This window comes from Staphylococcus sp. CoH_129_LAB_1 (assembly GCF_058191515.1).
Window position 1 is genome coordinate 35365 of record NZ_JBXWKZ010000007.1, and the last position, 25320, is coordinate 60684.

Sequence of the window (25320 nt, forward strand, 5' to 3'; positions counted from 1 at the left end):
AGAAATACATTGATTTTGTCTCTACTCCTTATCATTTTCACATACATCTTTGTCGAATCAGTCTATATTTTACCTTTATTTTTGATATATATGCTAAAGAGCTTGAAATGCAATCTAATACATTTCAGGCTCTCTACTAAACAACGTAAGTGTTAATTTATCAAGCTCTTATTTTATAAGAAATCTGCAAAATGATCTCGATATCTACGATGTAATATAGATCCTAATACAAAAAATACTATAATAATAACAATATTATAAAGAAGCAATCTCCAGTGCTCAATAAAGTACCATTGATGAAACAAAATGGCTGCACGGTAAGATTCAGCTAAAAAGTATACAGGATTAAATTTCATAATATCATTAATAACGCTACTAATCCCAGTATCTTTTGGTATCCATAAAATAGGAGACATATAGAATAAAATTCTTAATAATGCTTGCATAATCATTTGTGTATCACGAACAATAATTCCAAGCGTTGATGTAAAAAGTGCTACAGAAGCCACAAAGAAAAATGTTAGCGGCACGTAAATTAATAATTGTACAATATGAATAGAGGGCATGATGCCATTTCCCATACAAATTGCAATAATCAGTGCTAACAAGCCAATATGACCGTAAAATTTACTTGTTACAATATACGTTGGAATAATCGATAAAGGAAAATTCATTTTCGCTACTTGATTAAACTTCGTAGATACTGATTTCGTACCTTCAAGAATTCCTTGATTAACAAAGAACCACATACTAATTCCTACTAGTAACCATAAAATAAATGGAATGCCGTGTATCGGTTGATTGCTACGAATTCCCATACCAAAAACAAACCAATACACCATAATTTGAAGTGCCGGGTTAAGTAATTCCCAAGCCATACCTAAGTAATTATTTGTATTTACTATTTTTATTTGAAATTGTGCAAGTCGTTGCACTAAATAAAAGTTTTTTATATGCTCTTTAAAAACAGTTCCTACTGCCGACATTGAAATAAACCACACTTTCAATTGTAGATTCATAATGGCTTTTAATTTCTTTAACTATTGAATAAAATCGTTTTGTTATAAAATTTCTAAAGCAACGTTTAAAATGATTCAAATGTATTCATTGTATATTCACTTAACTTATTAGTCAAAAATTTTATTAGGATAGACTTAATATAGAAAAGAAAGTAAAATTAATATATTGTTTACAAAAAAGATACAAAATCTCATATACACTTTACACTAGGTTAATAAATTTAACAACTATTGAGTGATGTATTATAATCTATATAATAAATTATAAGAAAGGAAAAATCATGAGCGTATCTGTTAACATAAATCATGTAACAAAAGAATATCGAATATATCGTAATAATAAAGAACGTATCAAAGATGCATTAATTCCTAAAAATAAAAATAAAACTTTCTTTGCTTTAGATGATGTATCCATCACTGCTTATGAAGGCGATGTTATTGGTTTAGTAGGTATCAATGGTTCAGGAAAATCCACATTAAGTAATATGATTGGTGGCTCATTATCTCCAAGTTCTGGAAGTATAGATCGTCATGGTGAAGTAAGTGTAATCGCGATTAATGCCGGGTTAAACGGAAGACTTACTGGCATTGAAAATATCGAATTTAAAATGCTTTGTATGGGGTTTAAAAAGAAGGAAATTAAAAGACTTATGCCTCAAGTTATCGAATTTAGTGAGCTTGGCGAATTTATCTATCAACCCGTTAAAAATTATTCAAGCGGTATGCGTGCGAAACTCGGCTTCTCCATCAATGTAACTATTAATCCTGACATTTTAGTTATCGATGAAGCACTATCTGTTGGTGACCAAACGTTTACTCAGAAATGTTTAGATAAAATATATGAGTTTAAAGAAGCAAATAAAACTATTTTCTTTGTAAGCCATAATATCAGACAAGTGCGTGAATTCTGTACTAAAATCGCTTGGATTGAGGGCGGAAAGCTAAAAGAATTCGGTGAATTAGATACAGTCTTGCCTAAATACGAACAATTTTTAAAAGATTTTAAGAAAAAATCTAAAAAAGATCAAAAAGCATTTAGAAAACAACTTGATGAAAAACGTTTTGTTGTAAAGTAAAAGAGGTAAAGACCTAAGCCATTCGTGTGCTTAAGTCTTAGCCTCTTTTATTTTCCTTCTTATTTTGCAATCTCCAAACTTTAAACATAAATTTAGGAATATTCTTTATACGACCGATCCGCTTCCAGTCGATAAGTAATCGATATACCCATTCAATATTTAAATTTCTAAAAATTCGAGGTGCTCTTTTTTTAGTACCACTAAATACTTCTAACGATCCACCTACCCCCATCATTACCGTATGCTTAAAATGACTTAGGTTTTTTTGAATCCACTCTTCTTGCTTTGGAAAACCCATTCCAACAAACAAATAATCAGGATTAAAACGTTGAATTCTTTTCACCACGGTTTCATCAGACAAATCAATATACCCATGATGATACTCAAAAGTAACATTAGGATATTTACGTTGTAAATTGTCTTGTGCTTGGGCAACAATTTCATTTTTTGAGCCTAATAAATATACTTTTTGACTTTGTTGGTGTGCAAGTTTAATACATTCTTCCATAAGTTCAATGCCTGGTACACGCCGTTTTAATGGTTGCTTCAACCTATTTGAAGCTTTAACTACACCTGTACCATCCGCAATGATATAATTTGCACTGTTTATAAGCTTTCGATAGGTTACATGTTCAGAAGCATACACTACGATTTCAGGATTAGCAGTTACAATAAACAAATTATCATTTGTATTATTTTTAAGAAAATGTTTAACATTTTCAATCATATCCAACATTGTCACATTATCAAATTGCACGCCTAATATATCTACTTTATTATTTTTTTTCTTTTTTGGACTATACATTTACGTTAACTCCTTGTTTTCTTACTCTCTTTATATGCAGTAATTCGTAATAATTTCAACTAATTAATCGTATATTATTTTTGCCATTTTATTAAAAAATACATCTAAAGTCTAAACGACCAATTCACCTTAATGTTTTATAATAGAAGTTATACTATTAACGTGAGGTTGATTATGGATTATTTGCAACAATTTTTAACTACGAATATTATCTTAAATATTTATTTAATCATTATTATAGCAATATTCTATATAATTATTCATCAAAATCGACACCGTTCTTTTAATCAATATTTAGATATTTATCTAAATTATATTCCAGTACTGACTCACGAAATGGGTCATATTCTATTTAATAAGTTAAGTGGAGGGCATGCTAAAGATATTGTCATTATTGTACGCCCTAGTGAACGTAAAGAAACGTCACAACAAGGTTATGCCATTACACAATCTAAATCAGTTATCGGACAAGCTTTTACTACATTAGGTGGATATGTCATGCCACCAATCATGTTAATAATAGGGTTTGGTACAATTCATTTTAATTACCCAAGCTTATTTTTAATAATATATAGTTTGATATTTATATATTATCTTATTTTAACGTCTCGAAAATTGTCTCCCATTATTGTTTTAATGATTTTTATTTCGCTATTGTATTTTTTATTGCACGCCAATAATCAATTCGTTATTATTTATATCGTTATCACCTTATACCATCTCATCTTAGGAGTACTATTAGGAGAAGTTCTACAATCTAGTTGGACAATAATATCATTAACATTACAAAAAAGAAAAACACGTTGGGATGGTAATGCTTTAGCTGAATTGACACATTTACCGACGTTATTTTATAGTCTATTTTGGATTATGATTAACGGTATCTCATTATATTTAATATACAAATTTATGATTTAAGAACGGTTCATCAGATTCAAAATGAATAGATGACCGTTCTTCTTTAATTTTTTTCTACAAACATATTCATTGCATTATCATAACTTAGAATTGTCATAGCCGTATTACTTTTTATAATAATGACTTTATTGGTTTTATCTTTGGATACTATTTCAATATTGTCTTCAATTGAAATATGCTTACTTGATAGATAAACAAGTAAGTCCGTTTTATCACGGACACGTTTAATTTTTACTATGTCTCCCGCATCATATTCAAGTAATGAATGATTATATTTTTCTTTATAAATATGATTTCTGGGAATGGTTCCCCCATGTGGACAAGTTTCAGGGTAATTTAAAAGTTTATCTATCCTTTGTACAAATAAGTCAGAAATTTTATGCTCTAAAATCTCTGCTTCTTGATGTACTTCTTCCCAATTGTAATGTAGCACTTCAATTAAAAATTGTTCTAATAAGCGATGTCTTTTTATAATATCGAGTGTATGAGAGAGACCTTCTTCAGAGAGCTTTACCCCTTTATAACGTTTAGTTTCAACAAACCCAGCTTTTTCTAAACGACTTACCATTTCACTCACAGAAGGTGGTTTTATATCTAAATATTGAGACAGTATTTTATTTGAGACAAAAGAGCTATCGCCACCATTAGTTAGAATTGCTTTGAGATAATCCTCTTTTTCTTCAGTTAACATGATTTCACCTCATAAACAGTTTCATCTTATTGTATCACGAATGATTAAGTAATGTGATTGTCTTCCATTAACTTAAAAGAAGTAGGATAAATCTTAAATTTTAATTTCAAATCTTCCACTGATATTCAAAAAACCTGAGACATAGTAAGTTGTCTCAGGTTTTGTATTCATCATTATGAACAATTAAATTAATCAGTTAAACTGTCTACAATGACCATTTCATCATAGTTAATTGATTCACGTAATTTTAAAGCTGTTGCTTCTGTAATCTCTTCATTAGTAATAAGTTCAGTTAAAATACGTCGTTGTTCTCTTAATGCATTCAACTTAATTTTGGTGATTGAATCTTCAGAACGTGTGTTAAAGAAGTTAGAGGGCGATAAGTTATCTATTCTCATCAAATATCCATCACATATCATACCTACTTCTAATTTATTGTCTTCATTTGCTTCTTTAACAAGTCGGCTTACTACATTATAGTGAACTCTTTTATTAATTTTAGAAAGTTCCATTAAGTTTTCAGTCACACTTAATGATGAAGCAGCATTTATACGTGTACGAATATGACGTTTTAAAAGTAATCCTCTGATTCCAACAATAATACGACGAATGAGTGAAGCTTGTCTATAAACTTGTGTTCGTTCAGCAAAACGCATGTAGTTTTCTAACATACTTTCAGTAATTTCGCCTTCATTTGCTAATTTTTCGAGCGTTTTTGTTTCTACATTAAAAGCAATTCGTTGTAATCGTTCAAGTTCTTTTGAGTTCTCATCATCTTTTTCTACCGATTTTAGGAAAGTCAATTTATCATGATACTCTTTAATGACATTTCCATAACGATAGCTTGTCTCATATGATGATCGTTTATTTAAGTAGTCAATCACATGTTCTAAAATGTAAATTCTTGCTTCTTTAAAATTCATACTTCCTATTTTAGGTTTAGGTGCATTTTCCGTTAAAAATGGTAACACAACTTGTGCAATCACTAAACTTAAAATTACCATGCCCGAAGAAATAAATAGTAAATCATTACGATATTTGAACGCTTCATGGTTTGCAAGATAATAAGGTAAAGTCAAAGCTATAGCAAGGGAAATGGTTCCGTGTACTCCGCAAAATGTCATAATCAGTGCATACTTACTACGTTTAGGTGGTTTTTCTTTTGTACTATGACCGTCGTCATTCATAAGTTTTTGGAAAGGACTGACTGACAAATAGAATAAAGGATACAATACATAAACCCATATAAATCTAAATAGATAAACTGCCAACGCTACTAATAAAGTAATACCCACTAAGAAAAGTAAGTTATGTGGCTCACTTTTAATAATCTTTTCAATTACTTCAGGTACTAAAAATCCAAGTATAGAGAAAACGAACCCATTTAGTGCATAGCCTAAAATATTCCATGTGTGGTTATAACTCATTTGCAGACGTGTACGTGTTTGCGCAATACGATCACGTTCAAAACCATGAACAAGACCTGCAACTACAGCAGCTATAATACCTGAAGCATGGAATAGCTCCGCTACAAGATATGTTACAAAAGGAGTTAATAACTGTAAGAAAGTAAACATATTAATATTTTCAATACCGCGTCTTGTTAAAGTTAAACGGAAACGAACAAGTAAGACTCCTATTAATAATCCAACAATTGCTCCTCCTAATGAAGCGATTAAGAATTGTTGAATTGCTTCAAATAATGAGAAAACACCAGTCACTAATATACCTACTGCTATTTTAAATGAAATGATACCTGCAGCATCATTTAATAACGATTCACCTTCTAAAATCGTCATTGCACCTTTAGGTAAGACTTTACCTTGAGTAATAGCTTGAACTGCTGGTGCATCAGTAGGACAAAGAATTGCGGCAATCGCAAATGCTGCACCAATCGGTAAATCAGGCCATACTAAATGAATAAATAACCCCACCCCTATAACCGTAGTGATTACTAAACCTAATGCCATTAACATGACGGGTTTAATATATCTACGTAAATGTACCCTAGAAACATGGACGCCTTCCACAAATAATAGCGGCGCTATTGTTGCTAGCATAAAGAGTTCTGAATCAAAATTGAATTCTACTGGTACGGGTAGTATAAAGAGGATCATGCCTAATATAATTTGAATAAATGCAAGAGGCACCTTAGGAATAAAAGTATGAACAAAGGAGCTAATAATTACAATAGCTAGAAATATGAGAATGGTTTCAAATATTTCCAAACTTTCACCCCATCATTTCATATTTAATTTGAGAAATAAGATATCGATACACTAATTAACAATAAAAACAACATTTACCATTCTTATAATCTCAATTTAATATTTATTTTACCATTAATAAATATTCATATTAACTAACTTGCACTTTCAAAATAATTCACTTAAAAATTACTAAGATATGCAGTTATTCTTCTAAATCTTCGATATTTTTATCACCTTGTTGTTTTCTTTTTTCAGCTCTATGGTTCTTAATATCATAATACAGTTTTTCTCGTTGTTCTTCTCTTTTTTTAGCACGACTTTTTAACTCATCTGTTGTATTAAATTCTTTTGAACTTAATAAAATGGAAGATTGTCTTGGTGCATCATCTTTTCTATACATGTATGCTCCAGTTCGATAAGCTGCTCTAGCAACAAGGTGCATACCAACAGGAGATGTTAAATTAATAAAGACAATGGATAGTAATAAACGAACACTAAAGAAACTTTGCACCGTCGTAAAGTATATTAATACCCCGATTAAAGTAAGTAATACAGAAAGCGTTGAGCTTTTCGTAGAAGCATGACTACGTAAAAAAACATCTTGAAATTTTACAATGCCTATTGCACTAATCACTGCAATAATACTTCCTAGAAAAATAAGAATAGACGCAATCAACTCAGTGACGCTTTTTATGAGTTCCATTGAATACCCGACCTCCTCCAATAAATCTAGAAATAGATACAGAGCTTACAAATGAAATAATCGCAATTAACATAATTGAATCTAAGTACGCATCAGTATCATAAATCACGCTAACCACCCCAACAATGCACATAATTACAGCACTGGCTGCATCAAATGCTACGACTCTGTCTGCCGTTGTAGGACCTTTAATCAAACGAAACAATCCAATAATAAATGCAATACCAAATAATATTAAAGCTCCTGTACTAAAAAAGTTAGTCATTGCTTGGATCATCGTGACACCTCCATAATTAAACGTTCATATTGTTTAATACTTTTTAACAAATTAGCTTTTTCATTTTCAGAAATGTCTATACTATGAATAAAAAATTTATTGGTTACTTTTGAAATTCTAATCACTGTAGATCCAGGCGTAATAATAATTAAAATGGTTAAAAATGTAATGGCCCAATCACTTTTTAACTCTGTTTCATATGTGAGAAGGCCAGGATTCATATCTTTTGTTTTAAATAAAATATATTTAATGATACTAAGACTTGAAGTAATTAACTGATACAAATATACGGCTAAAAACTTAATAGCTACCCATATTTTTACTAAATAAAATTCTTGACCAAAGAATCGGTGAAGTATATAAATAACAATTAATCCTATAAGATAGCCAGCTACAAAGGTAGAGAATAAAAAAGAACTTTGGTCTTGAAAGAGTACCCATAGAAAAGCAATTAAGATATTCAATACAATTTGTCTCATTTATTCTCCTCCTTTAAATGCGGATTAACTAAGTGATGGAAGTAAGCATCATTTGTATTTAACTCTGTTGCATTTTTAGTAACATTCATAACAATGGGTGCCGCAAGACCCATAACTAGTACAACTACAGTTAGTATGCCAATCATACCTTTTCGATGAGCAGGTAATGGGTTGTAATCAACTTGCTCGCCATCTGTATCTCCAAAGTACATAATAAATAGTATTCTAAATAGACTATACATTGCTAAAAGACTTGTTAAAATCATTAGTGCTAATCCAATATAATTACCATTTTGAACCGCACCTTGGAAAATAAGCACTTTACCAGGGAACCCACTAAATGGAGGAACCCCGCCAATTGCGAAAATCATAACGATAAATGCTACGCCAAAGAAAGGCTCTCTCTTTGCCAAACCATATAAATACTTATATTCTCTATAACCAGACATATAAACTAAACTACCAATAATAAAGAATAATAATGTCTTTACTACAATATCGTTTGTTAGATAAAAAATAGCACCATGAATTCCAGCAAATGTATTTGATCCTAAGCCTAAAATAATAAAACCAATTGATAAAATAACTTGATATGCTGCAATTTTCTTTATGTCTTTAAATGCAATAACTCCAAAAGCACCAATAATCATTGTAATACAAGACATAAATACAAGTATTGGGTGTGTAATATTTGGATGTTGATCAAATAATAAAGTAAAGAAACGAATTAAAGCATACGCTCCCACTTTCGTCATTAAAGCTGCAAATAAAGCTGCGAGCTCAGTATTTAATACTGCATAAGCTTTAGGTAACCACATAAATAAAACTAATGATGCTTTTGAACCAAATGCAATCATAAATACAATTGCAATGACAACTACCATTTCATTATTGTGAACATCGTCTAAGCGTAATGCAACTTGAGAAAAGTTTAATGTCCCTACTAATTTGTAAAGTAAACCAATACCTAATAAAAATAACCACGAACCAATAATATTTAAAACAACATAGATAATGGCTGCTCTTAATTGTTCTACTGATTGTCCTAATGTTACAAGCACAAATGATGCAAGTAACATAATTTCGAACATAACATAGAGATTAAATAAATCAGAAGTTAAAAAAGCACCAATCACACCGATAGTTAAAAATAAAATAAATGTTGGTAAGTAATAGCGATTCACACGTTTTTCAGCAGGTCCAAATCCATATGCCATAATTAAAGTCACTACAAAAGAAGCGACTGTTACCATAAGTAAACTTAAAGTATCACCTAAAAATTGAATACCAAATGGTGCTTTCCAACCACCAAAATCTAAAGTGATCGGTTTATGATTCATCACATAAATCAATAAAGCTAGTGAAATAAGCGTATTAACCGTCATTGTTCCAATATATAAAATCTTCGAAACTCTATTTTTATTCTTCGTAAATACAAGTAATAATGCACAAAGAAGTGGTAAGAGAATCGGAAGGATTAATAAGTTACTGTTCATCATCTTCATCCTCCCTAAGCACATCAATTTCTGATTCTTTTGTAACACGATATGTTCGATAAACTAATACAAGTAAGAAAGCTGTCATACCAAATCCAATAACAATTGCAGTTAAAACAAGTGCTTGCAATAATGGATCGACATAGTTGGTATTTGAACCACGAATAAGCGGTTCTGTTACGTGGTCACTATAATGACCCATACTCATAATAATCAAATTACCAGCATGCGTATAAATCGAAATCCCTACAATAATACGAATTAAATTTAAAGATAATATCATGTATGTCGCTAAGAATACGAGAAATCCTATGATAAGTAATAAAATAAGATTCATGATTTACCCCCACTCAATGCCAACATAATTGTGACAATTACACCCACTACTGAAAGTACTATGCCTAATTCGAAAATCGTCACTGTAGTAATATGCATTTCATTAAATATTGGTAAATGAAGTGTAAATTCACTTTGATATAAAAATGATTTGCCAAAAAAGGTGGGCGCAATTGCTGTGATTAAAGAAATAAGCGCTCCAATAATCATTAATTTTCTAAAGTCGATAGGTAAACTATCCAATACTTTTTTTACATCGAAAGCTAAAAACATCAAGATAAAAGCTGAGCTAAAGACGAGACCACCAATAAATCCCCCTCCTGGATTATTATGACCCGCTAAATAAATATAAAAACCAAAAGTAAGTAAAATGAATACAACAATTTTAGTTACTGTTTTTAAGACTACGTCATTTTCTTTCATCTTGACCCCTCCGATCTTTGTAATTTAATAATGTATAAATACCTAAACCAGCAATAATTAATACCAAGCCTTCAAACATAGTATCAAGCGCTCTAAAATCACCTAAAATAGCATTCACAATATTTTTACCACCTGTGAGTTCTTTTGCATTCATATAATATTTAGAAATTGTTTCTAAACCATCACCTTGTTGTGCCATAAACACAAGTGTTACCACTGCGCCTGCAAAAATGAATGCCACAACAATTTTCATAATTTCTTTTTTCTTATCTGCTTTCTTACGTGAAATATTTGGTAAGCGTGAAAAACTAACAATGAATAATATTGTAGTCATCGTCTCTACCACAAGTTGTGTTAAAGCTAAATCAGGTGCTCTCATGATTAAATAAAATAATGCAACTGAATAGCCAATAATTCCATTTAATATTACCATCGTTAAACGTTGTCTTATAAAGACAAGTGCTATACCAACAACACTGATTGAAATAGCAAGCAGTACTTCTAAAGGTCCAAAGTCAGTAACATGCATTAGATGTAGTTTAGGAAACCCTACTCTTAAAAAGCCATACGCTACAAATAGTGAAAACACTAAAAGCGTAATCACATTGTAGTAGTTTAATCGGTTAGTCATTACACCACGAATACTACAGCCAGCATAATGTTCAAATACGCTATAAGCTTTACGATAGGAATTTGTAATAGATGCTGTTTTGATTAAGCGATGCGTTAATACTTTCCAATTTACTTTTGTTGCTAAAATAATTCCTAAAATAATAACAATGATACTAAAAATAAGCGGTAAATTAATGCCATGCCACTGGGATACATGTGGCGCTATCTTATCAACTTGGATACCTAAATTTGTGACATTTCTTAATGCAGGCAAAACAATAGGATGCGTAAAGGTATTTGGAATAAAGAAGATAACAGGTAGCATCACAGCAAAGATTATTGCTGGTAAACTGAACAACCACGGCTCATGAATATGCTTTTTAGGAACTTCTTTTTCATTAAATTCTCCCCAATATGTTTCTTTTAGCATGTAAACTGCATAGACAAAAGTGAATATACTTGCAATCACGCCTAATGCCACAATTATGATTGTTAAAGTTAAACTAAATTGCTCTAACTCAATAGATTTAACTAAAGAATCAAAAAACATTTCTTTACTTAAAAAACCATTTAAAAATGGTACTCCCGCCATTGATAATGCTGCAAGCGTCATACTCACATGCATTTTAGGAAAGAATTTTCTCATACCATTTAATTTTCTAATATCTCTTGTGCCCGCTTCATGATCAATAATACCTACGCCCATAAATAACGTACATTTAAATAATGCATGATTCATGACATGGAACAACCCTGCAAATAAAATTAATGTGTAAATTTTAGCCATTGGTCCGCTTGGATGTTGCGCAATGCCTCCACCTAAACCTACCATTGTCATAATCATACCAAGTTGACTAATCGTTGAATATGCTAAAATTCCTTTCAAATCATATTGTCTCAATGCTGTTAGAGAACCAAATATCATTGTAATTAACCCAACGAAAGTCACAATATAAATATAACTATTACTTAAACCTAAAACTGGTGTAAATCTAAAAAGTAAGAATATTCCTGCTTTAACCATTGTAGCTGAATGTAAATAAGCACTTACCGGTGTAGGCGCAGCCATAGCCTTAGGTAACCAAATGTGAAATGGGAACTGAGCAGATTTTGTAAAAGCACCAATAAGCATCATTATAATCATCGGCATAAATAATGGGTGCGTGCTAATACGTTGGCTTTGCGATAGAATCTCAGTAATTGTATTTGTACCAGTTATGATATATAACATGATGAAACCTATTAATAATGCTAATCCTCCAAATACTGTAATCATAAAGGATTGTATTGCACCTAACTGACTGTTCGCATTACTATACCAATAAGAAATTAATAAGAAAGAAGCTACACTTGTGAGTTCCCAGAAGATATACATCAGAATAGTATTATTAGAAACGACTATACCTAACATGCTAAACATAAATAAAAGTAAGTAAGTAAAAAATCTAGGTAAGTTATCTCCATTAGGAGTTAGATATTGTGTTGCATAGAAGAAAACAGCAATACCTACAATAGAAATTATTAAAGCAAACATTAGCCCAAGTCCGTCTAGCCTTAAATCTAAATTCAAGTCAATTGCTGGCATCCAAACTAGTTTAAAAGAAATAATTTTCTGATGAAGTACATTAGGAATTTGGGACAAAAAGTAAATCGAAGCAATCACTGGAGCGAATAGTGAAATATATCCTGCATAACGTCTTAAAGGTTTAATAAATAAGGTAATTAGAACAATTCCTATTATTAGTAAGAGTGCCCCTAATATATAAATTAAACTCATCAAAACCCTCCTTTTTATAAATTTAAAGCAATAATTGTATGCTGTTCTTCCTTAGGTGATAAACCAATAAATTTCAAAGTTTCATGTGTTGTTTGGTGTCCTAAATACTTTTGAATAATAGCTATAGACACACCTGATTTATAGGCATGATATGCAAAAGTTTTCCGAAGAGTAGTCAACCCAATATGTAAAAGGCCTAATTCTTCGGCTGCGTGGTGAATAATTCGATAAGCTTGTTGACGTGAAAGTTCTTTATGTGTGCGAAGGGACTGAAATAAAAAATGATGATCTTTCAACTGGTTTTCATAAATATATGTATCAATTTCATTTCTAAGATCAGAAGGAATCATAATTTTGATAAATGGGACGCCTTGTTGAATCCACGCTATCTTTATTTCTTTATTTTCTTCATTCTTTACATCTTCAACTTTAAGATGTAACAAGTCAGCGAGTCGCATACCTGTATGTATAGCCAATTTAAACAAAAGATAATCTCTAACAGATTTCGTTTTTAACACTTGATACATCTTTTTAATATCATTCTTTTTCTTAATAGGTTCTACATAATTCATTTCTCCACCTCAAAAAAGTTTCTTATTTAATGATATATCATATTTTAGTAACATTAAAACATTCTGCTCAATTATTTTTAATTTTAAGTTACTTTTTTAAAAAATAATTTCGATATATATAGTGTAAGGAGGTGAAAATAAGATGAACGAAATTACTCAGTTATCAGTTATTTGTACTCACATTACACATGATACAAATGGAAAAGCCAAGGAAATTAAACGTCGATTTAATAATATTAATACACATGCTTCTGAAGCAGATATCAAATCATTTGTATCAACAATTTCCAATTTAATTGAAGAAACTTTCGATAAAGTTGAAATTGTAAAAACACAAGGCTTAGTATAATGAATTTTTAAGCAACTCAGTAAAAAGGAGGTATGAACAATGTCCAAAACTTTAGAACTTATATTTAAAACAAATCTAAACAAAACAGCTAAATTACAATTACCACAAATTTCATCATCAATAACGGAAGCTAATGTACAATCAGCGATGGAAAATATCATTAAGTTGAATGTTTTAAGTTTTAACAGTGGCGTTCCAAGTAAGGCAGCTTCAGCTCAAATTGTAGATAAAACAACAACTGTTTTATTTAATTTAATTAATTAACTTAGAAGACATACATTACAGTTTTGAATTTTACATCATGTCTTCTAAACAGTATATTGAGAATGGATGAAGAGTTCTAAAAGAATTCTATCCATTCTCTTTTTTAATATAGAATTTTTTTATAAATATACGTATAATAATCGTATTTGATAGTAAAAATACTGGAGGAATTAAATTTGCTTTTTCTATTTGCACTTGGAATTATTGCTGGTATGATGGTACCTATTCAAACCTCGATAAATTCTAGATTAGGTCGATTTACAGAATCATCTTTTTATGCCTCTACGATTTCTTTTTTTGTAGGAACTTTATTTTTATTAACACTTAATATTATTTTTAATATCCAAATGTTCTCAAACTCGTTTTATGCTGGTCAATCTATTGATTATCATTGGTGGGTTGGTGGCTTACTCGGCGTATGTTTCTTAACAGGTAATTTATTACTTCTTCCAAAATTGGGTGCTGCTCTTACGGTTGTAATGACAGTTGCAGGTCAAATCATAATGGGCGTTATTATTGACACATTGGGGTTACTTGGAGCCAGTCAAACCTCTTTTACTTTTTTTAAAGGTATAGGAATCATTGTTTTATTATTTGGAATTCTTCTTATGAACCACATACCTAAAAATAAACTTAAAGATAAAAGAAATATCTCACTTTACATTTGGTTATTAATTGGATTTATCTTTGGATTTGCCCCCCCGCTACAGACCACAATCAATAGCGGTCTTTCAAAGCAAATGCATTCTTCTTTATTTGCTGCTCTAGTGTCTTTTACAGTTGGAACAATTGCATTGTTTATTCTAACAATCGTCTTTAATAGAAGTTTGAAAATTAAATTAACACAACCTCATCTTGGTCGTATTAAGCCTCTTTATTTTATTGGAGGGATTTTAGGGGTCGTATTTGTTACATCTAATATTATTTTAATGCCTTATTTAGGTGCTGCTCTTACAACCATTGTTGCAATGCTTGGTCAAATGTTAATGGGTGTCATTATTGATCACTTTGGCATTGGTGTACCTAAAAATAAAATGACTTTCCGCAAATTTCTAGGATTAATCTCTATAGCAATTGGTATTATCTTATTACGTTTATTTTAATTGTTGCTAAAATTAAACTTTTATTTAAAATTTCGTCTTCTTAATGAATAATTGAGAAGACTTTTTTGATATCATCATTTAATTATGTTCTATCTAATTCCAAACTTGTATAATAAATGTATATTATTTTTAGAGGTGATGATATTTGAAAAAGTTTTTATCCCCCTTACCGATAATGGTAATCTTCCTTCTTCTCCTTATTTTTTTGTTTGGAATTTATATTTATACTAAGTTGCCTAAAACTACTCATTTAAACAAAATAGAAACGATGACTGTAAAACCACATTACTCTTTTTCTTTTCAAGGCGTTCAACAAGCAAAACAAAGTTACACACTTTATTATGATCCATCATTAGGTATTAGTTCAGATATTTTAATAAAAAATAACGAAACTATATCTAAAGACACGCCGATATTTAAGTACTATAATTTACAAATTGAAAAATATATTATTTCAAAAAAGAAACTTTTATCTTCAATACAACACTCAAATAAAATATCCTCCGATAACTTAAATCAACAATTTCAATTATCTAATGACATACTCAATTTACAACAACACCTTCAAACATACATTTATGCCCCTATTAAAGGCAGAGTTACTATACTTCATTCTTTTCCTTCAAAACCTCATACTGAAATCTTGCAAATTAATAGTGATGAACGAATCATTCGTGCTACAATCAATGAATCTCAACTTAAACAAATTAAAAATAATCAACTTGTTCAAGTTGCTATTAAACATTCTAAACAATTTGAAGGGAAAGTTTTATCTATTTCCTCTATTCCCTATAAAACAGAGCCTTCTTCCTCTTATTATTATGTAGATATTTCTACAGATTCTTCTTACCCTATTGGATATCATTTTGACCTTCATTTAGGAGCAACAGAATATGAATTACCCGATAAAGTTATTTACAATAAAAATTATGTTCTAGTTATACATAATAAAAAAATTATAAAAAGAAACATTAAATATATTAAAAGTAAAAAAAATGGGTATATTATGGTATCCAATGGATTGAATATTGGAGATAAAATTGTTACGCACCCGTCTTCATCATTATTAGAAAGCACCGAATAATCTTTTGTTTTAGTATATTAAACTTTAATTTTATATTATGGGGTGTAATAATAATTGTTCTTAATTAAATCATTTATAAAATTTCCTTATTTTTGCAAAAAAAGTATTAACTAATCAAAACATTGTTTTATTAAGTACATTTTCATTTACTTTCTAATTTTATTTAGTTATAATTAAATAAATAATATAGAATTAAATTAATTTATTTAATCTAAATTATTAATAGCTTTTTTAAACTAATAAATATCGTTATATATAAATAGATTTAACGGATGCAAAAAATAGAGAGAATATTAGTTGGGGAGGTCTTAAAATGGCTATTTCAAAAATTAGTGACTGCTTTGAATTATTAGCAATGATTACTTATGCTGATAAATTAAAAAGTATAATAAAAAAAGAATTTTCAATTAGCTTTGAAGAATTTGCTGTTTTAACTTATATTAGTCAAAGTAAAGAAGAAGAATATTATTTAAAAGATATTATTAATCACTTAAACTACAAGCAACCTCAAGTAGTAAAAGCAGTGAAAAATTTATCTCAAGAAGATTACTTCGATAAAAAACGTAATGAGCATGATGAAAGAACAGTATTAATTCTTGTAAATGAAACACAACGTACAAAAATTAATGAGCTACTGAATAGAGTTAACGAACGAATTGAAGAAGCAAATAAGAAAACAGAATTATAATAGAAAACCCTAAAGAGACTAGGAATCAAACCCTAGAATAATCGAGTCCAAGACATAATTCCTAGCAAAATAGCCAGTAAATGAGTTTATTATAAATTCATTTACTGGCTTCTTTATTTACCATACTACGTATTGTTGGCTCGCTTTCTTAGATGATAGATTCAGCCTGTAGTCTTCAGCTTGTTCTGTTCCCACAAGAGTCTCACCAAAATACTTTGTGTTTATATGTAATTTTACATTGAAATACTTAAAAAATAAGATCCTTTCGTATAATTTAATAAATATCACTCAATTAAATTAACAAGGTTCCTTATATATAAAGAATATCACATGACTCAGCTTACTCTACTAATAGCACTCAATATAAGAAAACGAGCAATCCAACGAGTTGAAAATAATCAAAAATTTATAAAAAAGACAAGTTCTATATTATTTCAATAGAATTTGTCTTTTTTCACTTATCCAAAAACTTTATGTCACAGCCTCTTCTTTTATAGCCATAATTCATATTGTATGATTTTATTTTCTATGGGACAATTTCAACCTAACACTTACTGTATTGGTGAAAACTGTTAACTAGTTTCATGTCTAGAGTCCTTAGCTTTAGCTTATTCTGTTTTCTCAAGTGTTCTATTGTAAATACTTTTTACTCTGTGTTTCCAATTTTAAACCAACAGATTTGTAGTATTAGACGAATCATTTTTTTCTAAAAAGTTTAAATATAATGTCAAAAATTTCTCTTCTTCTTCTATATGAGGTGCATGACCTGACTCATTAAATAAGACATATTTTATATTCTTAAATTGATTTTCACTCTGTTGATTCTCTTTATTAATAATAATTGGGTCATAACGTCCATCTACTATCATTGTTGGGACATTAATAGTATGTGTGACTGTTTTTGAATGATTTTCTGTATCTAATAAAGCTCTAGAAGCTACTGCACTATCTTCATCATCTTGTTTATTATATAAGTGTTGACGTTGCAACCATTTCATCGCAACATCGCTTTTCTTATAAATATATGGAAATAATATAAGTAACGCTTCAGATTTATTAAACCCGGCAATTTCATCTTGGTGCTCAATCATTAATTTTGTAAAACCATGAACAATGTCTTCAGATTTAGAAGATATAATTGTTAAAGATAGTACTTTATCTTTATATTTTTCGGTAAAGGCTTGTGCAATAATTCCACCCATATCATGCCCTAATAAATGCGCATTTTTAATATCTAATTGTTGCATTAACATATTTAAATCATTGATGTGATCGTTTAAATTATAACTAATAGGGCGTGTAGATTTTCCATGACCTCTCACATCATAAACAATGACTCTATAGTATTTTCTCAACTCTTTTTTTAATGAGTAAAACGCAGCTAAATTACCATCTAAACCATGGATTAAAATAATGGGAATGCCAGTACCTACATCTTGATAAGCTATCTTTATTTGATTAGACGTTTCAATTTTTTTCATATCGGCACCTCCCTTAATATTTACTATACCCACTAAAAAATATTTAACGCTATAAATATGTATACAATTAATTATTTTTTTATTTTAAAATTTTTATATATTTTGAATATAAAAACTCAACCATATTTGATTATGGCTGAGTTGAAATAATATATTTGATTAAATACTTTTTCTAGATGATAGTCGTATAGTATACGTAACAATTAGTACGACAATAATAATCCAAATGATAAGTGAAACAGTTTGAGCGACATTTGAATTTACAATAACAGCATCAATCGTCTTTTGAGAGAATAATAAACCTACTGCTGTGTATTCTAGTCTTTTGAAAATAACCCCACATAAACTCATCACAAGTCCCATAAAGAAAACAAATTGATGACTGTACATGGTAATAGGTACAATGCCTACAGTTAGATTAAACGCGCGCATGATAATAAGAATTAAGGCAATAATTGCAATCATATAACCTATAATTATTTCTGTGCGATTACTATATAAATATTTTTTCCGAGCAATTTGTATATTAATAAAAATAGTAATCGGAAAAATAACAATACAATAAAACAAAGACAATATGGTTGCAGCTTGGAATGGAACGTATTGCTTATCATACAAATATGAAATTAAAATAAAATTAATAATAAAAAATATAATTGGATTTAATTGTAAACCAAATAAGTTTCGTTGAATAATCAGAATAATTTGAGCCGTTGCTTTTTCCCTAAAATCTAGATAATCTTTCTTTTTTTCTTCAGATTTTTTAAAGTCGTTACGTATATTTTCTTTAATGTCATCGATAAGTTTAGGGGGCATACCTTTATGAGTAAAATAATCATTCACATTTTCAAGTAATATTTTATCGTTTGATCGCATATGTTGCTCCTTTATCGAATGTAAGTTTTAAAATACACTCAATTTATTCATTTCAACATTTTATCATAGATTTCACTTGATTTCTTATAATAAAAAAGTGGGATAATGAATTCAATCTTGAATTCATTATCCCATTTCTATATATTTTTATTTCTTAAGTAAAGTAAATCGTAACTCCGACTGATTATTTAACTACATTATTTATTAATATCAATACGATATAATCTTAATACTTTGTCTTTAGGTGAGCTTGAGCCAAATTGATAGCTTGTTTTACCATTTTGAATATAAGCAAAATTACCACTTACACTGTTATATTGAACACGTTTAATAGCGTTTTTACCTACACCTTGTGCCACTTGTTGATAAGTTGGGCCATTTGCTTGATTATACGTCATTGACACTCTAGTTACATAACCAGTATTTTTTTTACCAATTGCAGTAACAACTAATACACCTTTATTTGTATGAAATTCATAGTATTTTTCTTGATTATTTGGATTATAAGAATAAATAGGGGTACCATGTTGTTTTATAACATTTTTAATTGATTGACCTATTGTCACATTTTCTAATGTTTTTTGACCTTGAGTTAATTGTTGTACAGTTTGAATTGAATTACCACTAGCTGCTTCGGCATGATTATAGCCTACTCCTGTCATTACTAATCCTGAAACTAATAGGGCTGTTGCTAACTTTTTCATAAGCACTCGCTCCTTTTCTTTTTCTGCTTAATTAAAGTATACTCCATTTATTACCAAAATAACAGGATTATTACAAAAATATTACAAAGATTTTTATTTTATATAACAAGTTAATATTTATACATCCATATATTTAGTGTTGAGGCATGTATCTTTTTATAAAAGGGGTCACTTCATGGATAAACTTCTCTTGTTCCTCTTCAAAAGGATACATACTTGACTGTGAATACACTTCGAAATGTACCTCTCCTATTAAATCGGCTACTTCTTTAGATTCAATAGAGGTTACTCTTTCTCCATACTCACTCGCAACTATAAATGTAGGTTTAGTGATATATTCGAACACTTCTGCAATTCCTCTTTGTTTAAACACTTCATCTACCGCTTCTGTTTCTTCTTTAGTAGAAATTGAATTAGTATCTTCAACATTTTTTAAGAATTTATTAACTTTACGGGGTTTATAATAGCGATGTTTATCTAAAAACTTCTCTTGTTTATCTTCATTCCAATTACGAATTTTATGAGCATATTTTCTAAACAAACGTTCTTCTGGTAATTCTCCTTCAATTGATGTTGGATTGATCATTGTTAAAGAAGATACATATTCTGGATATTGCTTTGATAAATGAGCAATAATTGTAGCACCCATTTCATGACCAATAAAAGCCGCTTGATCTATATAGAGATAATCTAATAATAAGATAATATCATCTGCAAATTCATTAAATTTAATATATCGTGGTTTATCTGAATAACCATGTCCACGTAAATCCAATAATACGACTTGGAATGTTTTTGAGAGCGCGTGAGCTAAATTTTGAAAAATCGAAGCATTTTCAAACGCAGTATGTACAAGCACTACTGGATATCCTTGCCCCATAGTACTATAATTTAATGTCAATCCACCTTTTCTAGTAAATAATTCCATTTAATTATCTCCTTTTTCTTTTTTATTTATGGGTAAAATCGTTAAGAGTTCTTCAATTGTTGTAATGATAAAATCCACTTCTTCTTCTAAAGGTTCTAATTCGGCGTTTTCTTGTTTATACCAGACACTTACCATTCCCATAGCACGCGCAGGAGCCACATCATTTAACGCATCATCTCCAACATACATAATTTCTTCTGGTAATACACCTAGTTGATCAATCATATCTTCAAAAATACGTGGATGTGGTTTGCGATAACCTACAGTTTCAGAAGTTGACAAATAATTAATCACGTGTTCTATTCCTAATGAATAAATTCGAAATTGTTTAATCTTTGACTTTCCATTTGCAATAACACCTAATAAATAATCATGCTCCGATAACTTTTCAAGTGTGTATAAAGTATCATAGTATGGAAATACATATCGATAGAAATGCATTTCAAAATCATGAAATAAATCTTTCCATTTCAATCTATCTATGTGAAATTGTTTTATTATCTCTTTATATACATAAGGTTTATCATTATCTTCATCATCATCTAATTCTATAAATTTATGTTTAAAATCAGCAAGTTGTATATGTACAAAATAATCATGAAAACGCTCATATTGTTCTTCTATAAATTTATCTCGAGACTTAGTTCTATCCAGTAATGTCCCCTCTAAATCGAACACAACTGCTTTTATTTGGCTTAAGTCCATTTTTATTTACCTCTTATCAATATAATTATTCTTATTATTTTAATAATTTTTATTCACTAACGAGTTGCATTAGACTGAGTAACTAAAATATAAAATAATATGGGTATTCCAACAAGCGATAAAATAATACTTGCTGGAATTTGTACTGGATTGATAACAATCCTTCCTATAAAATCAGCGAATAGCATCGTTAATGCACCTATCATTATATTTAATGTCATTTGTATAGCAAGACCATATTGAAAATAATATCGTCTAATTAATTGAGGTACAATGATACCAATAAAACCTATAACACCTACAAATGCGACTGCTGTGGCTGTCATAATAGATGTTAATGATAATACAATGAATGTCATCCATTGCACATTTAACCCTAGAGATTTGCCTTTAATTTCTCCTAATTGCATGAGCTTTATAGGTGTAACTAAACTATATATCACAATGATAATCGGTACAGAAACAATTGTAATATAAATGAGTTCATTCATTTCGGCATTCGCAAAGCCTCCGAAATAATATGCTAACATACGATTCATACGTTCTGGTTTAATTAGTGTAAGTATATATATTAATGCATTGAAAAATGCGCCTACCATGAGTCCAGATATAATGAGCACTTTAGTAGGAAAACCTCTAGACAATACAACTGTCATTATAACAACAATCAAAAGTGTCATGATACTAAAAATGATAGAAAAAATAGGTATAAATAAAAAAGATACACCTAAAAATATAGCTAAACTTGATCCGAAAGTGGCTCCACTCGCTAAACCAAGTGTAAAGCTATCTGCTAAAGGATTATTTAATACTGTTTGAAATAATTGCCCCGTAAACGTTAATATAGCTCCTACCATGAGTGTCTCAAATGTTCTAGGGACTCTAACTTTATAAAAAATCATTTGATTAAATGATTGGTGTAATGACCCTAAATCCCAAAAAAGACTTATAGCTACTATGATACATAAGCCAAGTGTCCAAACTGAAAATGTTAAATATAGATGTCGTTTCATTTCCACTCACATTTCAATTATTATTTATATCCTATATTACAATGAATATATCGTTACTACTACTTAAAATAAGATTACAAATTAATTCTTTCTCTTTTTCATCTTAATTTGTAAGAATTTATGTAGTATAAAAAGCCTACAACATTGTCACTATCGTTGTAGGCTTTAGAAATGTCTTTCATCTTAACGCTTATAAATTGCATCGCGTAATGCTTTCATACCTTCATCAATACGAGGTCCAGGACGTGAAATTTCATCACCATTTACTGTTTCAACACGTCCATTTTTTACTGCGTTGACTTCAGAGAAACCATCGCGTTTTTTAATCACTTCATAATATTCTTTTTTTGAAATGCCTTCAGTTGAAATTAAAATATCAGGATTCTTTTTAATAATACTTTCTTTATCTACTGCTTTCCATCCATTAACATTTAAAAATACATTTTTGGCATCTAGTTTTTCTATCATATCATTGAAAAAAGTTTCTTTTCCTGCTGTATATATTTCAGGTTTTGAAGACACTTCTATAAAAACACTCTGTTTCTTATGATGTGCTGGAATTGATTCAATTACTTTTTGAACATTATCTTTTGTTTCTTTGACTAACTGTTTTGCCTCTTTTTCGCGATGAGTCACTTTGCCTACTTGTTCAAATGAATCGTAGACTTGATTTAAAGACTGAGCATCTTTAATATAAACTACCTTCACACCACTATCAGCTATACTATCAAGTGTCTTTTTAGCAGATGATTTTTGAGATTCATGAGCTAAAATTAAATCTGGTTTAGCTTTTAAAAGTGCTTCTTTATTTAAGTTCATTGCGTCAAATTGTTGCTTACCTTTTTTTACGTTTTTTGGATAATCATCAACTGTTGATACACCTATAATATTTTTTCCAAGGCCAAGTCTATATAATATTTCAGTATTACTTGGAATCAAGGATATAATACGGTGATATGTATGAGTATTATTATTCTGATTAGTTGTTTCTTGCTTAGTTGAATGTGTAGAATGATGCCCTTTTTCACTTGATTGGTTTTGACCACATGCAGCTAAAACTAATACTAATGTAAACAAAATAATCCACAGTTTTTTATTATTCATTTATAAACAATACCTACCTTTCACAATTTTGTCATTTCATATATTTATCATACCAAATTATTTATATAATTAATTTAATTCTATAAATTTTTAATGTGTAATTTTATATTATTGATTAAACTTAATGATTTAATTCTATTTTAAAATAAAAAAAGAAGGAAACGGATTTCAAAATAAATTCTGTATCCTTCTTTTTTCATACTATACAGTAGCTATTTTAGGATTTGGACCATACTTATTTGTCCCCTCATCACTATCTTTTATTGTAAATGCAAAAGTAATTACAAGAATAATAAGTAAGACTAAAGACATAGCTGCCACCATAATTCCTAATTCAAGCGCAATCATTCCATTGAAAACACCATCAACTGAAATACCGTATGTTCGATCTACAATACTTGAAATTTTTCTAATTAATGTAAATATTAAAATAATAAGAGGTAGAACCATTGTGTGCCCTGTATCATGCAAACGACGCACCGTCATCGTAAACGTTCCTATAAAAATAATGATGTCAATGATTTCATACACAATATCAAAAAATGTATGCCCTCCATTTAACCCCAAAGTAATGATATTAAAAAGTAAACTCATGATTACTAAAATAATACAATTAGCTAAAATAGCAAACCAATAATGACGTCTTCTAGTTCGACTTTTTACATTAAAATAATTTTGCCAAAATAATTTGAATGCTTCTATCATGTTTAAGCTCCTTTTATTCATAAGATATATTATACATATATCATCACATATTATAGAACTTAAAAACATCTTTTATTAAATATCATTTCGAATCGCATTAGCAATATACTGATTTAAATTATCGTGTCGTTTGTTATTAATTGTTTTAGCAAATCGTTCATCATTCTCATAAATCGAGGCAATATATTCTAAAAATTGGTCATCTACGTTAGGTACTTGTGTTTGAAGAATATCTTTAAGTTCAGAAATAGCTCGTTTAACCTGTATATGATTTGTTTTATAGTTTGCAATGAACAATTCATTCATCTTATCAAAGAATAAATGAAACTTTTCCATAGTTTCCTCATTATATTGTTGTTTTTCTTTAGAATTCAATCGGTTTTGATTTTCTTTAAAAGCTTGATAATAAGGAGTATGGCTATATTTCATTTCAGCTTCTTTCTCATATTGATGTTGTATATTATCATTATTCCATTTACTCATATTAATCTCCTCTTTTCTATGATTAACGAGATGATGATTAAGAAAATGAATCATTTTGTTTAATTGATCTCTTTGTGCAACAATACGCTGGTAATTATTTTCTAATATTATATTTTTCTCTTCTATACTGTTATTAAAATAAAGTTGAATATCTGCTAGCGATAAATTAAGTTCCCTTAGAAATTGAATGGTCTGTAAGTTAGAGATATCTTTAGAAGAATAATAACGATAGCCGTTAGATCCAATATACGTTGGCACAAGCAACTTAATTTCATGATAGTAATGAAGTGTACGTTTAGTAACTTCAGTTATATGACTCACTTCGCTAGGTGTAAAATAATCTTCGCTTTCCATTCTGACATCCTGCCTTTTTCTTAATCTATTTGATTCATTTCTCTTTTCATCTCTCTATAAAAGAGACTAAGCTATGACGTCACGT

At 29.5% G+C, this 25320-nt stretch carries 28 protein-coding genes; 7 read left to right on the forward strand and 21 right to left on the reverse strand.

Annotated features, from left to right (window positions below; all coding sequences use genetic code 11):
• Nucleotides 1–173: 173 nt before the first annotated feature.
• Nucleotides 174–986 (reverse strand): ABC transporter permease, encoded by an 813-nt coding sequence (locus tag AC2FB1_RS03685; protein ID WP_490673967.1) that lies wholly within the window; start codon nucleotides 984–986, stop codon nucleotides 174–176.
• 314 nt (nucleotides 987–1300) lie between these two features.
• On the opposite strand from AC2FB1_RS03685, the gene tagH reads away from it, so the two are divergent.
• Entirely contained in the window at nucleotides 1301–2095 is a 795-nt protein-coding gene (gene tagH / locus AC2FB1_RS03690) for a teichoic acids export ABC transporter ATP-binding subunit TagH (protein WP_490673935.1), read from the forward strand.
• Between the two features lie 37 nt (nucleotides 2096–2132).
• Here the strand turns inward: tagH and tarA are convergent, their stop codons facing one another.
• Nucleotides 2133–2900, reverse strand: coding sequence for an N-acetylglucosaminyldiphosphoundecaprenol N-acetyl-beta-D-mannosaminyltransferase TarA (tarA, locus tag AC2FB1_RS03695; protein ID WP_490673936.1), 768 nt, complete (start codon nucleotides 2898–2900; stop codon nucleotides 2133–2135).
• Between the two features lie 174 nt (nucleotides 2901–3074).
• Here tarA and AC2FB1_RS03700 point away from each other — a divergent pair, with 174 nt between their 5' ends.
• The gene (locus AC2FB1_RS03700; protein WP_490673937.1) at nucleotides 3075–3818 is read left to right on the forward strand and encodes a M50 family metallopeptidase; all 744 of its coding nucleotides are present in this window, start codon (nucleotides 3075–3077) and stop codon (nucleotides 3816–3818) included.
• 43 nt (nucleotides 3819–3861) lie between these two features.
• On the opposite strand, the gene AC2FB1_RS03705 is transcribed toward AC2FB1_RS03700, so the two are convergent.
• The 10 genes from AC2FB1_RS03705 to AC2FB1_RS03750 form a co-directional block, all read right to left on the reverse strand.
• Nucleotides 3862–4509, reverse strand: coding sequence for a metal-dependent transcriptional regulator (locus AC2FB1_RS03705; RefSeq protein ID WP_490673938.1), 648 nt, complete (start codon nucleotides 4507–4509; stop codon nucleotides 3862–3864).
• 188 nt (nucleotides 4510–4697) lie between these two features.
• Nucleotides 4698–6737, reverse strand: coding sequence for a cation:proton antiporter (locus AC2FB1_RS03710; protein ID WP_490673940.1), 2040 nt, complete (start codon nucleotides 6735–6737; stop codon nucleotides 4698–4700).
• Nucleotides 6738–6921: 184 nt separating this feature from the next.
• Nucleotides 6922–7422, reverse strand: coding sequence for a Na+/H+ antiporter subunit G (locus AC2FB1_RS03715; RefSeq protein ID WP_490673941.1), 501 nt, complete (start codon nucleotides 7420–7422; stop codon nucleotides 6922–6924).
• Entirely contained in the window at nucleotides 7397–7699 is a 303-nt protein-coding gene (mnhF2, locus tag AC2FB1_RS03720; protein ID WP_017176022.1) for a Na+/H+ antiporter Mnh2 subunit F, read from the reverse strand. Before mnhF2 ends, AC2FB1_RS03715 begins: the two co-directional genes overlap by 26 nt.
• Complete coding sequence (mnhE2, locus tag AC2FB1_RS03725) at nucleotides 7696–8178, reverse strand: Na+/H+ antiporter Mnh2 subunit E (RefSeq protein WP_490673942.1); 483 nt, start codon at nucleotides 8176–8178, stop codon at nucleotides 7696–7698. Before mnhE2 ends, mnhF2 begins: the two co-directional genes overlap by 4 nt.
• Nucleotides 8175–9674: a Na+/H+ antiporter Mnh2 subunit D gene (gene mnhD2, locus AC2FB1_RS03730; RefSeq protein WP_490673968.1), complete on the reverse strand. Its 1500-nt coding sequence runs from the start codon at nucleotides 9672–9674 to the stop codon at nucleotides 8175–8177. The genes mnhE2 and mnhD2 overlap by 4 nt, the downstream gene beginning before the upstream one ends.
• Nucleotides 9664–10011 carry a Na+/H+ antiporter Mnh2 subunit C gene (gene mnhC2, locus AC2FB1_RS03735; RefSeq protein WP_002448875.1) on the reverse strand — a complete coding sequence of 116 codons (348 nt, stop codon included), beginning with the start codon at nucleotides 10009–10011 and terminating at the stop codon, nucleotides 9664–9666. Before mnhC2 ends, mnhD2 begins: the two co-directional genes overlap by 11 nt.
• Complete coding sequence (gene mnhB2, locus AC2FB1_RS03740) at nucleotides 10008–10433, reverse strand: Na+/H+ antiporter Mnh2 subunit B (protein WP_002455676.1); 426 nt, start codon at nucleotides 10431–10433, stop codon at nucleotides 10008–10010. Before mnhB2 ends, mnhC2 begins: the two co-directional genes overlap by 4 nt.
• Nucleotides 10420–12822: a DUF4040 family protein gene (locus AC2FB1_RS03745; protein ID WP_490673943.1), complete on the reverse strand. Its 2403-nt coding sequence runs from the start codon at nucleotides 12820–12822 to the stop codon at nucleotides 10420–10422. Before AC2FB1_RS03745 ends, mnhB2 begins: the two co-directional genes overlap by 14 nt.
• A gap of 14 nt (nucleotides 12823–12836) precedes the next feature.
• Complete coding sequence (locus AC2FB1_RS03750; protein WP_490673944.1) at nucleotides 12837–13394, reverse strand: tyrosine-type recombinase/integrase; 558 nt, start codon at nucleotides 13392–13394, stop codon at nucleotides 12837–12839.
• Nucleotides 13395–13536: 142 nt separating this feature from the next.
• On the opposite strand from AC2FB1_RS03750, the gene sroA reads away from it, so the two are divergent.
• The 5 genes from sroA (at nucleotide 13537) to sarA (ending at nucleotide 16882) form a co-directional block, all read left to right on the forward strand.
• The gene (sroA, locus tag AC2FB1_RS03755; RefSeq protein WP_490673945.1) at nucleotides 13537–13743 is read left to right on the forward strand and encodes a sigS mRNA-stabilizing protein SroA; all 207 of its coding nucleotides are present in this window, start codon (nucleotides 13537–13539) and stop codon (nucleotides 13741–13743) included.
• A gap of 39 nt (nucleotides 13744–13782) precedes the next feature.
• A complete protein-coding gene (locus AC2FB1_RS03760) occupies nucleotides 13783–14007 on the forward strand; it encodes a DUF2922 domain-containing protein (protein ID WP_490673946.1) in 225 nt (74 codons plus the stop codon).
• 176 nt (nucleotides 14008–14183) lie between these two features.
• Nucleotides 14184–15110 (forward strand): DMT family transporter, encoded by a 927-nt coding sequence (locus AC2FB1_RS03765; protein WP_490673947.1) that lies wholly within the window; start codon nucleotides 14184–14186, stop codon nucleotides 15108–15110.
• Nucleotides 15111–15378: 268 nt separating this feature from the next.
• Entirely contained in the window at nucleotides 15379–16194 is an 816-nt protein-coding gene (locus AC2FB1_RS03770) for an efflux RND transporter periplasmic adaptor subunit (protein ID WP_490673948.1), read from the forward strand.
• Between the two features lie 313 nt (nucleotides 16195–16507).
• Nucleotides 16508–16882, forward strand: a complete 375-nt coding sequence (gene sarA / locus AC2FB1_RS03775) for a global transcriptional regulator SarA (RefSeq protein WP_490673949.1) — start codon at nucleotides 16508–16510, stop codon at nucleotides 16880–16882.
• A gap of 665 nt (nucleotides 16883–17547) precedes the next feature.
• Here the strand turns inward: sarA and AC2FB1_RS03780 are convergent.
• The 9 genes from AC2FB1_RS03780 to AC2FB1_RS03820 form a co-directional block, all read right to left on the reverse strand.
• Nucleotides 17548–18363, reverse strand: coding sequence for an alpha/beta fold hydrolase (locus AC2FB1_RS03780; RefSeq protein WP_490673950.1), 816 nt, complete (start codon nucleotides 18361–18363; stop codon nucleotides 17548–17550).
• 159 nt (nucleotides 18364–18522) lie between these two features.
• Nucleotides 18523–19239, reverse strand: a complete 717-nt coding sequence (locus tag AC2FB1_RS03785) for a hypothetical protein (RefSeq protein WP_490673951.1) — start codon at nucleotides 19237–19239, stop codon at nucleotides 18523–18525.
• A 197-nt stretch (nucleotides 19240–19436) separates the two neighbouring features.
• Nucleotides 19437–19943 carry an SA0570 family protein gene (locus AC2FB1_RS03790; protein ID WP_490673952.1) on the reverse strand — a complete coding sequence of 169 codons (507 nt, stop codon included), beginning with the start codon at nucleotides 19941–19943 and terminating at the stop codon, nucleotides 19437–19439.
• A 133-nt stretch (nucleotides 19944–20076) separates the two neighbouring features.
• Complete coding sequence (locus AC2FB1_RS03795) at nucleotides 20077–20871, reverse strand: alpha/beta fold hydrolase (RefSeq protein WP_490673953.1); 795 nt, start codon at nucleotides 20869–20871, stop codon at nucleotides 20077–20079.
• Entirely contained in the window at nucleotides 20872–21576 is a 705-nt protein-coding gene (locus tag AC2FB1_RS03800; protein ID WP_490673954.1) for an HAD family hydrolase, read from the reverse strand.
• Nucleotides 21577–21632: 56 nt separating this feature from the next.
• Nucleotides 21633–22589 carry a FecCD family ABC transporter permease gene (locus tag AC2FB1_RS03805; protein ID WP_490673955.1) on the reverse strand — a complete coding sequence of 319 codons (957 nt, stop codon included), beginning with the start codon at nucleotides 22587–22589 and terminating at the stop codon, nucleotides 21633–21635.
• A gap of 183 nt (nucleotides 22590–22772) precedes the next feature.
• Entirely contained in the window at nucleotides 22773–23693 is a 921-nt protein-coding gene (locus AC2FB1_RS03810) for an ABC transporter substrate-binding protein (protein WP_490673956.1), read from the reverse strand.
• A 201-nt stretch (nucleotides 23694–23894) separates the two neighbouring features.
• Entirely contained in the window at nucleotides 23895–24398 is a 504-nt protein-coding gene (locus tag AC2FB1_RS03815; RefSeq protein ID WP_490673957.1) for a DUF805 domain-containing protein, read from the reverse strand.
• Nucleotides 24399–24473: 75 nt separating this feature from the next.
• Nucleotides 24474–25235: a MerR family transcriptional regulator gene (locus AC2FB1_RS03820; protein ID WP_490673958.1), complete on the reverse strand. Its 762-nt coding sequence runs from the start codon at nucleotides 25233–25235 to the stop codon at nucleotides 24474–24476.
• Nucleotides 25236–25320: the final 85 nt, after the last annotated feature.

What these genes read in the sequence shown, in the direction of transcription:
- AC2FB1_RS03705 (WP_490673938.1), bottom strand. Translation starts at nt 4,509, where the DNA reads ATGTTAACTGAAGAAAAAGAGGATTATCTCAAAGCAATTCTAACTAAT.
- AC2FB1_RS03800 (WP_490673954.1), bottom strand. Translation starts at nt 21,576, where the DNA reads ATGGACTTAAGCCAAATAAAAGCAGTTGTGTTCGATTTAGAGGGGACA.
- AC2FB1_RS03820 (WP_490673958.1), bottom strand. Translation starts at nt 25,235, where the DNA reads ATGGAAAGCGAAGATTATTTTACACCTAGCGAAGTGAGTCATATAACT.
- AC2FB1_RS03700 (WP_490673937.1), top strand. Translation starts at nt 3,075, where the DNA reads ATGGATTATTTGCAACAATTTTTAACTACGAATATTATCTTAAATATT.
- tagH (WP_490673935.1), top strand. Translation starts at nt 1,301, where the DNA reads ATGAGCGTATCTGTTAACATAAATCATGTAACAAAAGAATATCGAATA.
- AC2FB1_RS03790 (WP_490673952.1), bottom strand. Translation starts at nt 19,943, where the DNA reads ATGAAAAAGTTAGCAACAGCCCTATTAGTTTCAGGATTAGTAATGACA.
- AC2FB1_RS03810 (WP_490673956.1), bottom strand. Translation starts at nt 23,693, where the DNA reads ATGAATAATAAAAAACTGTGGATTATTTTGTTTACATTAGTATTAGTT.
- sarA (WP_490673949.1), top strand. Translation starts at nt 16,508, where the DNA reads ATGGCTATTTCAAAAATTAGTGACTGCTTTGAATTATTAGCAATGATT.
- AC2FB1_RS03780 (WP_490673950.1), bottom strand. Translation starts at nt 18,363, where the DNA reads ATGAAAAAAATTGAAACGTCTAATCAAATAAAGATAGCTTATCAAGAT.
- mnhF2 (WP_017176022.1), bottom strand. Translation starts at nt 7,699, where the DNA reads ATGATCCAAGCAATGACTAACTTTTTTAGTACAGGAGCTTTAATATTA.
- mnhD2 (WP_490673968.1), bottom strand. Translation starts at nt 9,674, where the DNA reads ATGAACAGTAACTTATTAATCCTTCCGATTCTCTTACCACTTCTTTGT.
- mnhB2 (WP_002455676.1), bottom strand. Translation starts at nt 10,433, where the DNA reads ATGAAAGAAAATGACGTAGTCTTAAAAACAGTAACTAAAATTGTTGTA.
- AC2FB1_RS03760 (WP_490673946.1), top strand. Translation starts at nt 13,783, where the DNA reads ATGTCCAAAACTTTAGAACTTATATTTAAAACAAATCTAAACAAAACA.
- mnhC2 (WP_002448875.1), bottom strand. Translation starts at nt 10,011, where the DNA reads ATGAATCTTATTTTATTACTTATCATAGGATTTCTCGTATTCTTAGCG.
- AC2FB1_RS03805 (WP_490673955.1), bottom strand. Translation starts at nt 22,589, where the DNA reads ATGAAACGACATCTATATTTAACATTTTCAGTTTGGACACTTGGCTTA.
- AC2FB1_RS03795 (WP_490673953.1), bottom strand. Translation starts at nt 20,871, where the DNA reads ATGGAATTATTTACTAGAAAAGGTGGATTGACATTAAATTATAGTACT.
- AC2FB1_RS03815 (WP_490673957.1), bottom strand. Translation starts at nt 24,398, where the DNA reads ATGATAGAAGCATTCAAATTATTTTGGCAAAATTATTTTAATGTAAAA.
- AC2FB1_RS03685 (WP_490673967.1), bottom strand. Translation starts at nt 986, where the DNA reads ATGTCGGCAGTAGGAACTGTTTTTAAAGAGCATATAAAAAACTTTTAT.
- AC2FB1_RS03785 (WP_490673951.1), bottom strand. Translation starts at nt 19,239, where the DNA reads ATGCGATCAAACGATAAAATATTACTTGAAAATGTGAATGATTATTTT.
- mnhE2 (WP_490673942.1), bottom strand. Translation starts at nt 8,178, where the DNA reads ATGAGACAAATTGTATTGAATATCTTAATTGCTTTTCTATGGGTACTC.
- AC2FB1_RS03750 (WP_490673944.1), bottom strand. Translation starts at nt 13,394, where the DNA reads ATGAATTATGTAGAACCTATTAAGAAAAAGAATGATATTAAAAAGATG.
- tarA (WP_490673936.1), bottom strand. Translation starts at nt 2,900, where the DNA reads ATGTATAGTCCAAAAAAGAAAAAAAATAATAAAGTAGATATATTAGGC.
- AC2FB1_RS03745 (WP_490673943.1), bottom strand. Translation starts at nt 12,822, where the DNA reads ATGAGTTTAATTTATATATTAGGGGCACTCTTACTAATAATAGGAATT.
- AC2FB1_RS03770 (WP_490673948.1), top strand. Translation starts at nt 15,379, where the DNA reads ATGACTGTAAAACCACATTACTCTTTTTCTTTTCAAGGCGTTCAACAA.
- AC2FB1_RS03715 (WP_490673941.1), bottom strand. Translation starts at nt 7,422, where the DNA reads ATGGAACTCATAAAAAGCGTCACTGAGTTGATTGCGTCTATTCTTATT.
- sroA (WP_490673945.1), top strand. Translation starts at nt 13,537, where the DNA reads ATGAACGAAATTACTCAGTTATCAGTTATTTGTACTCACATTACACAT.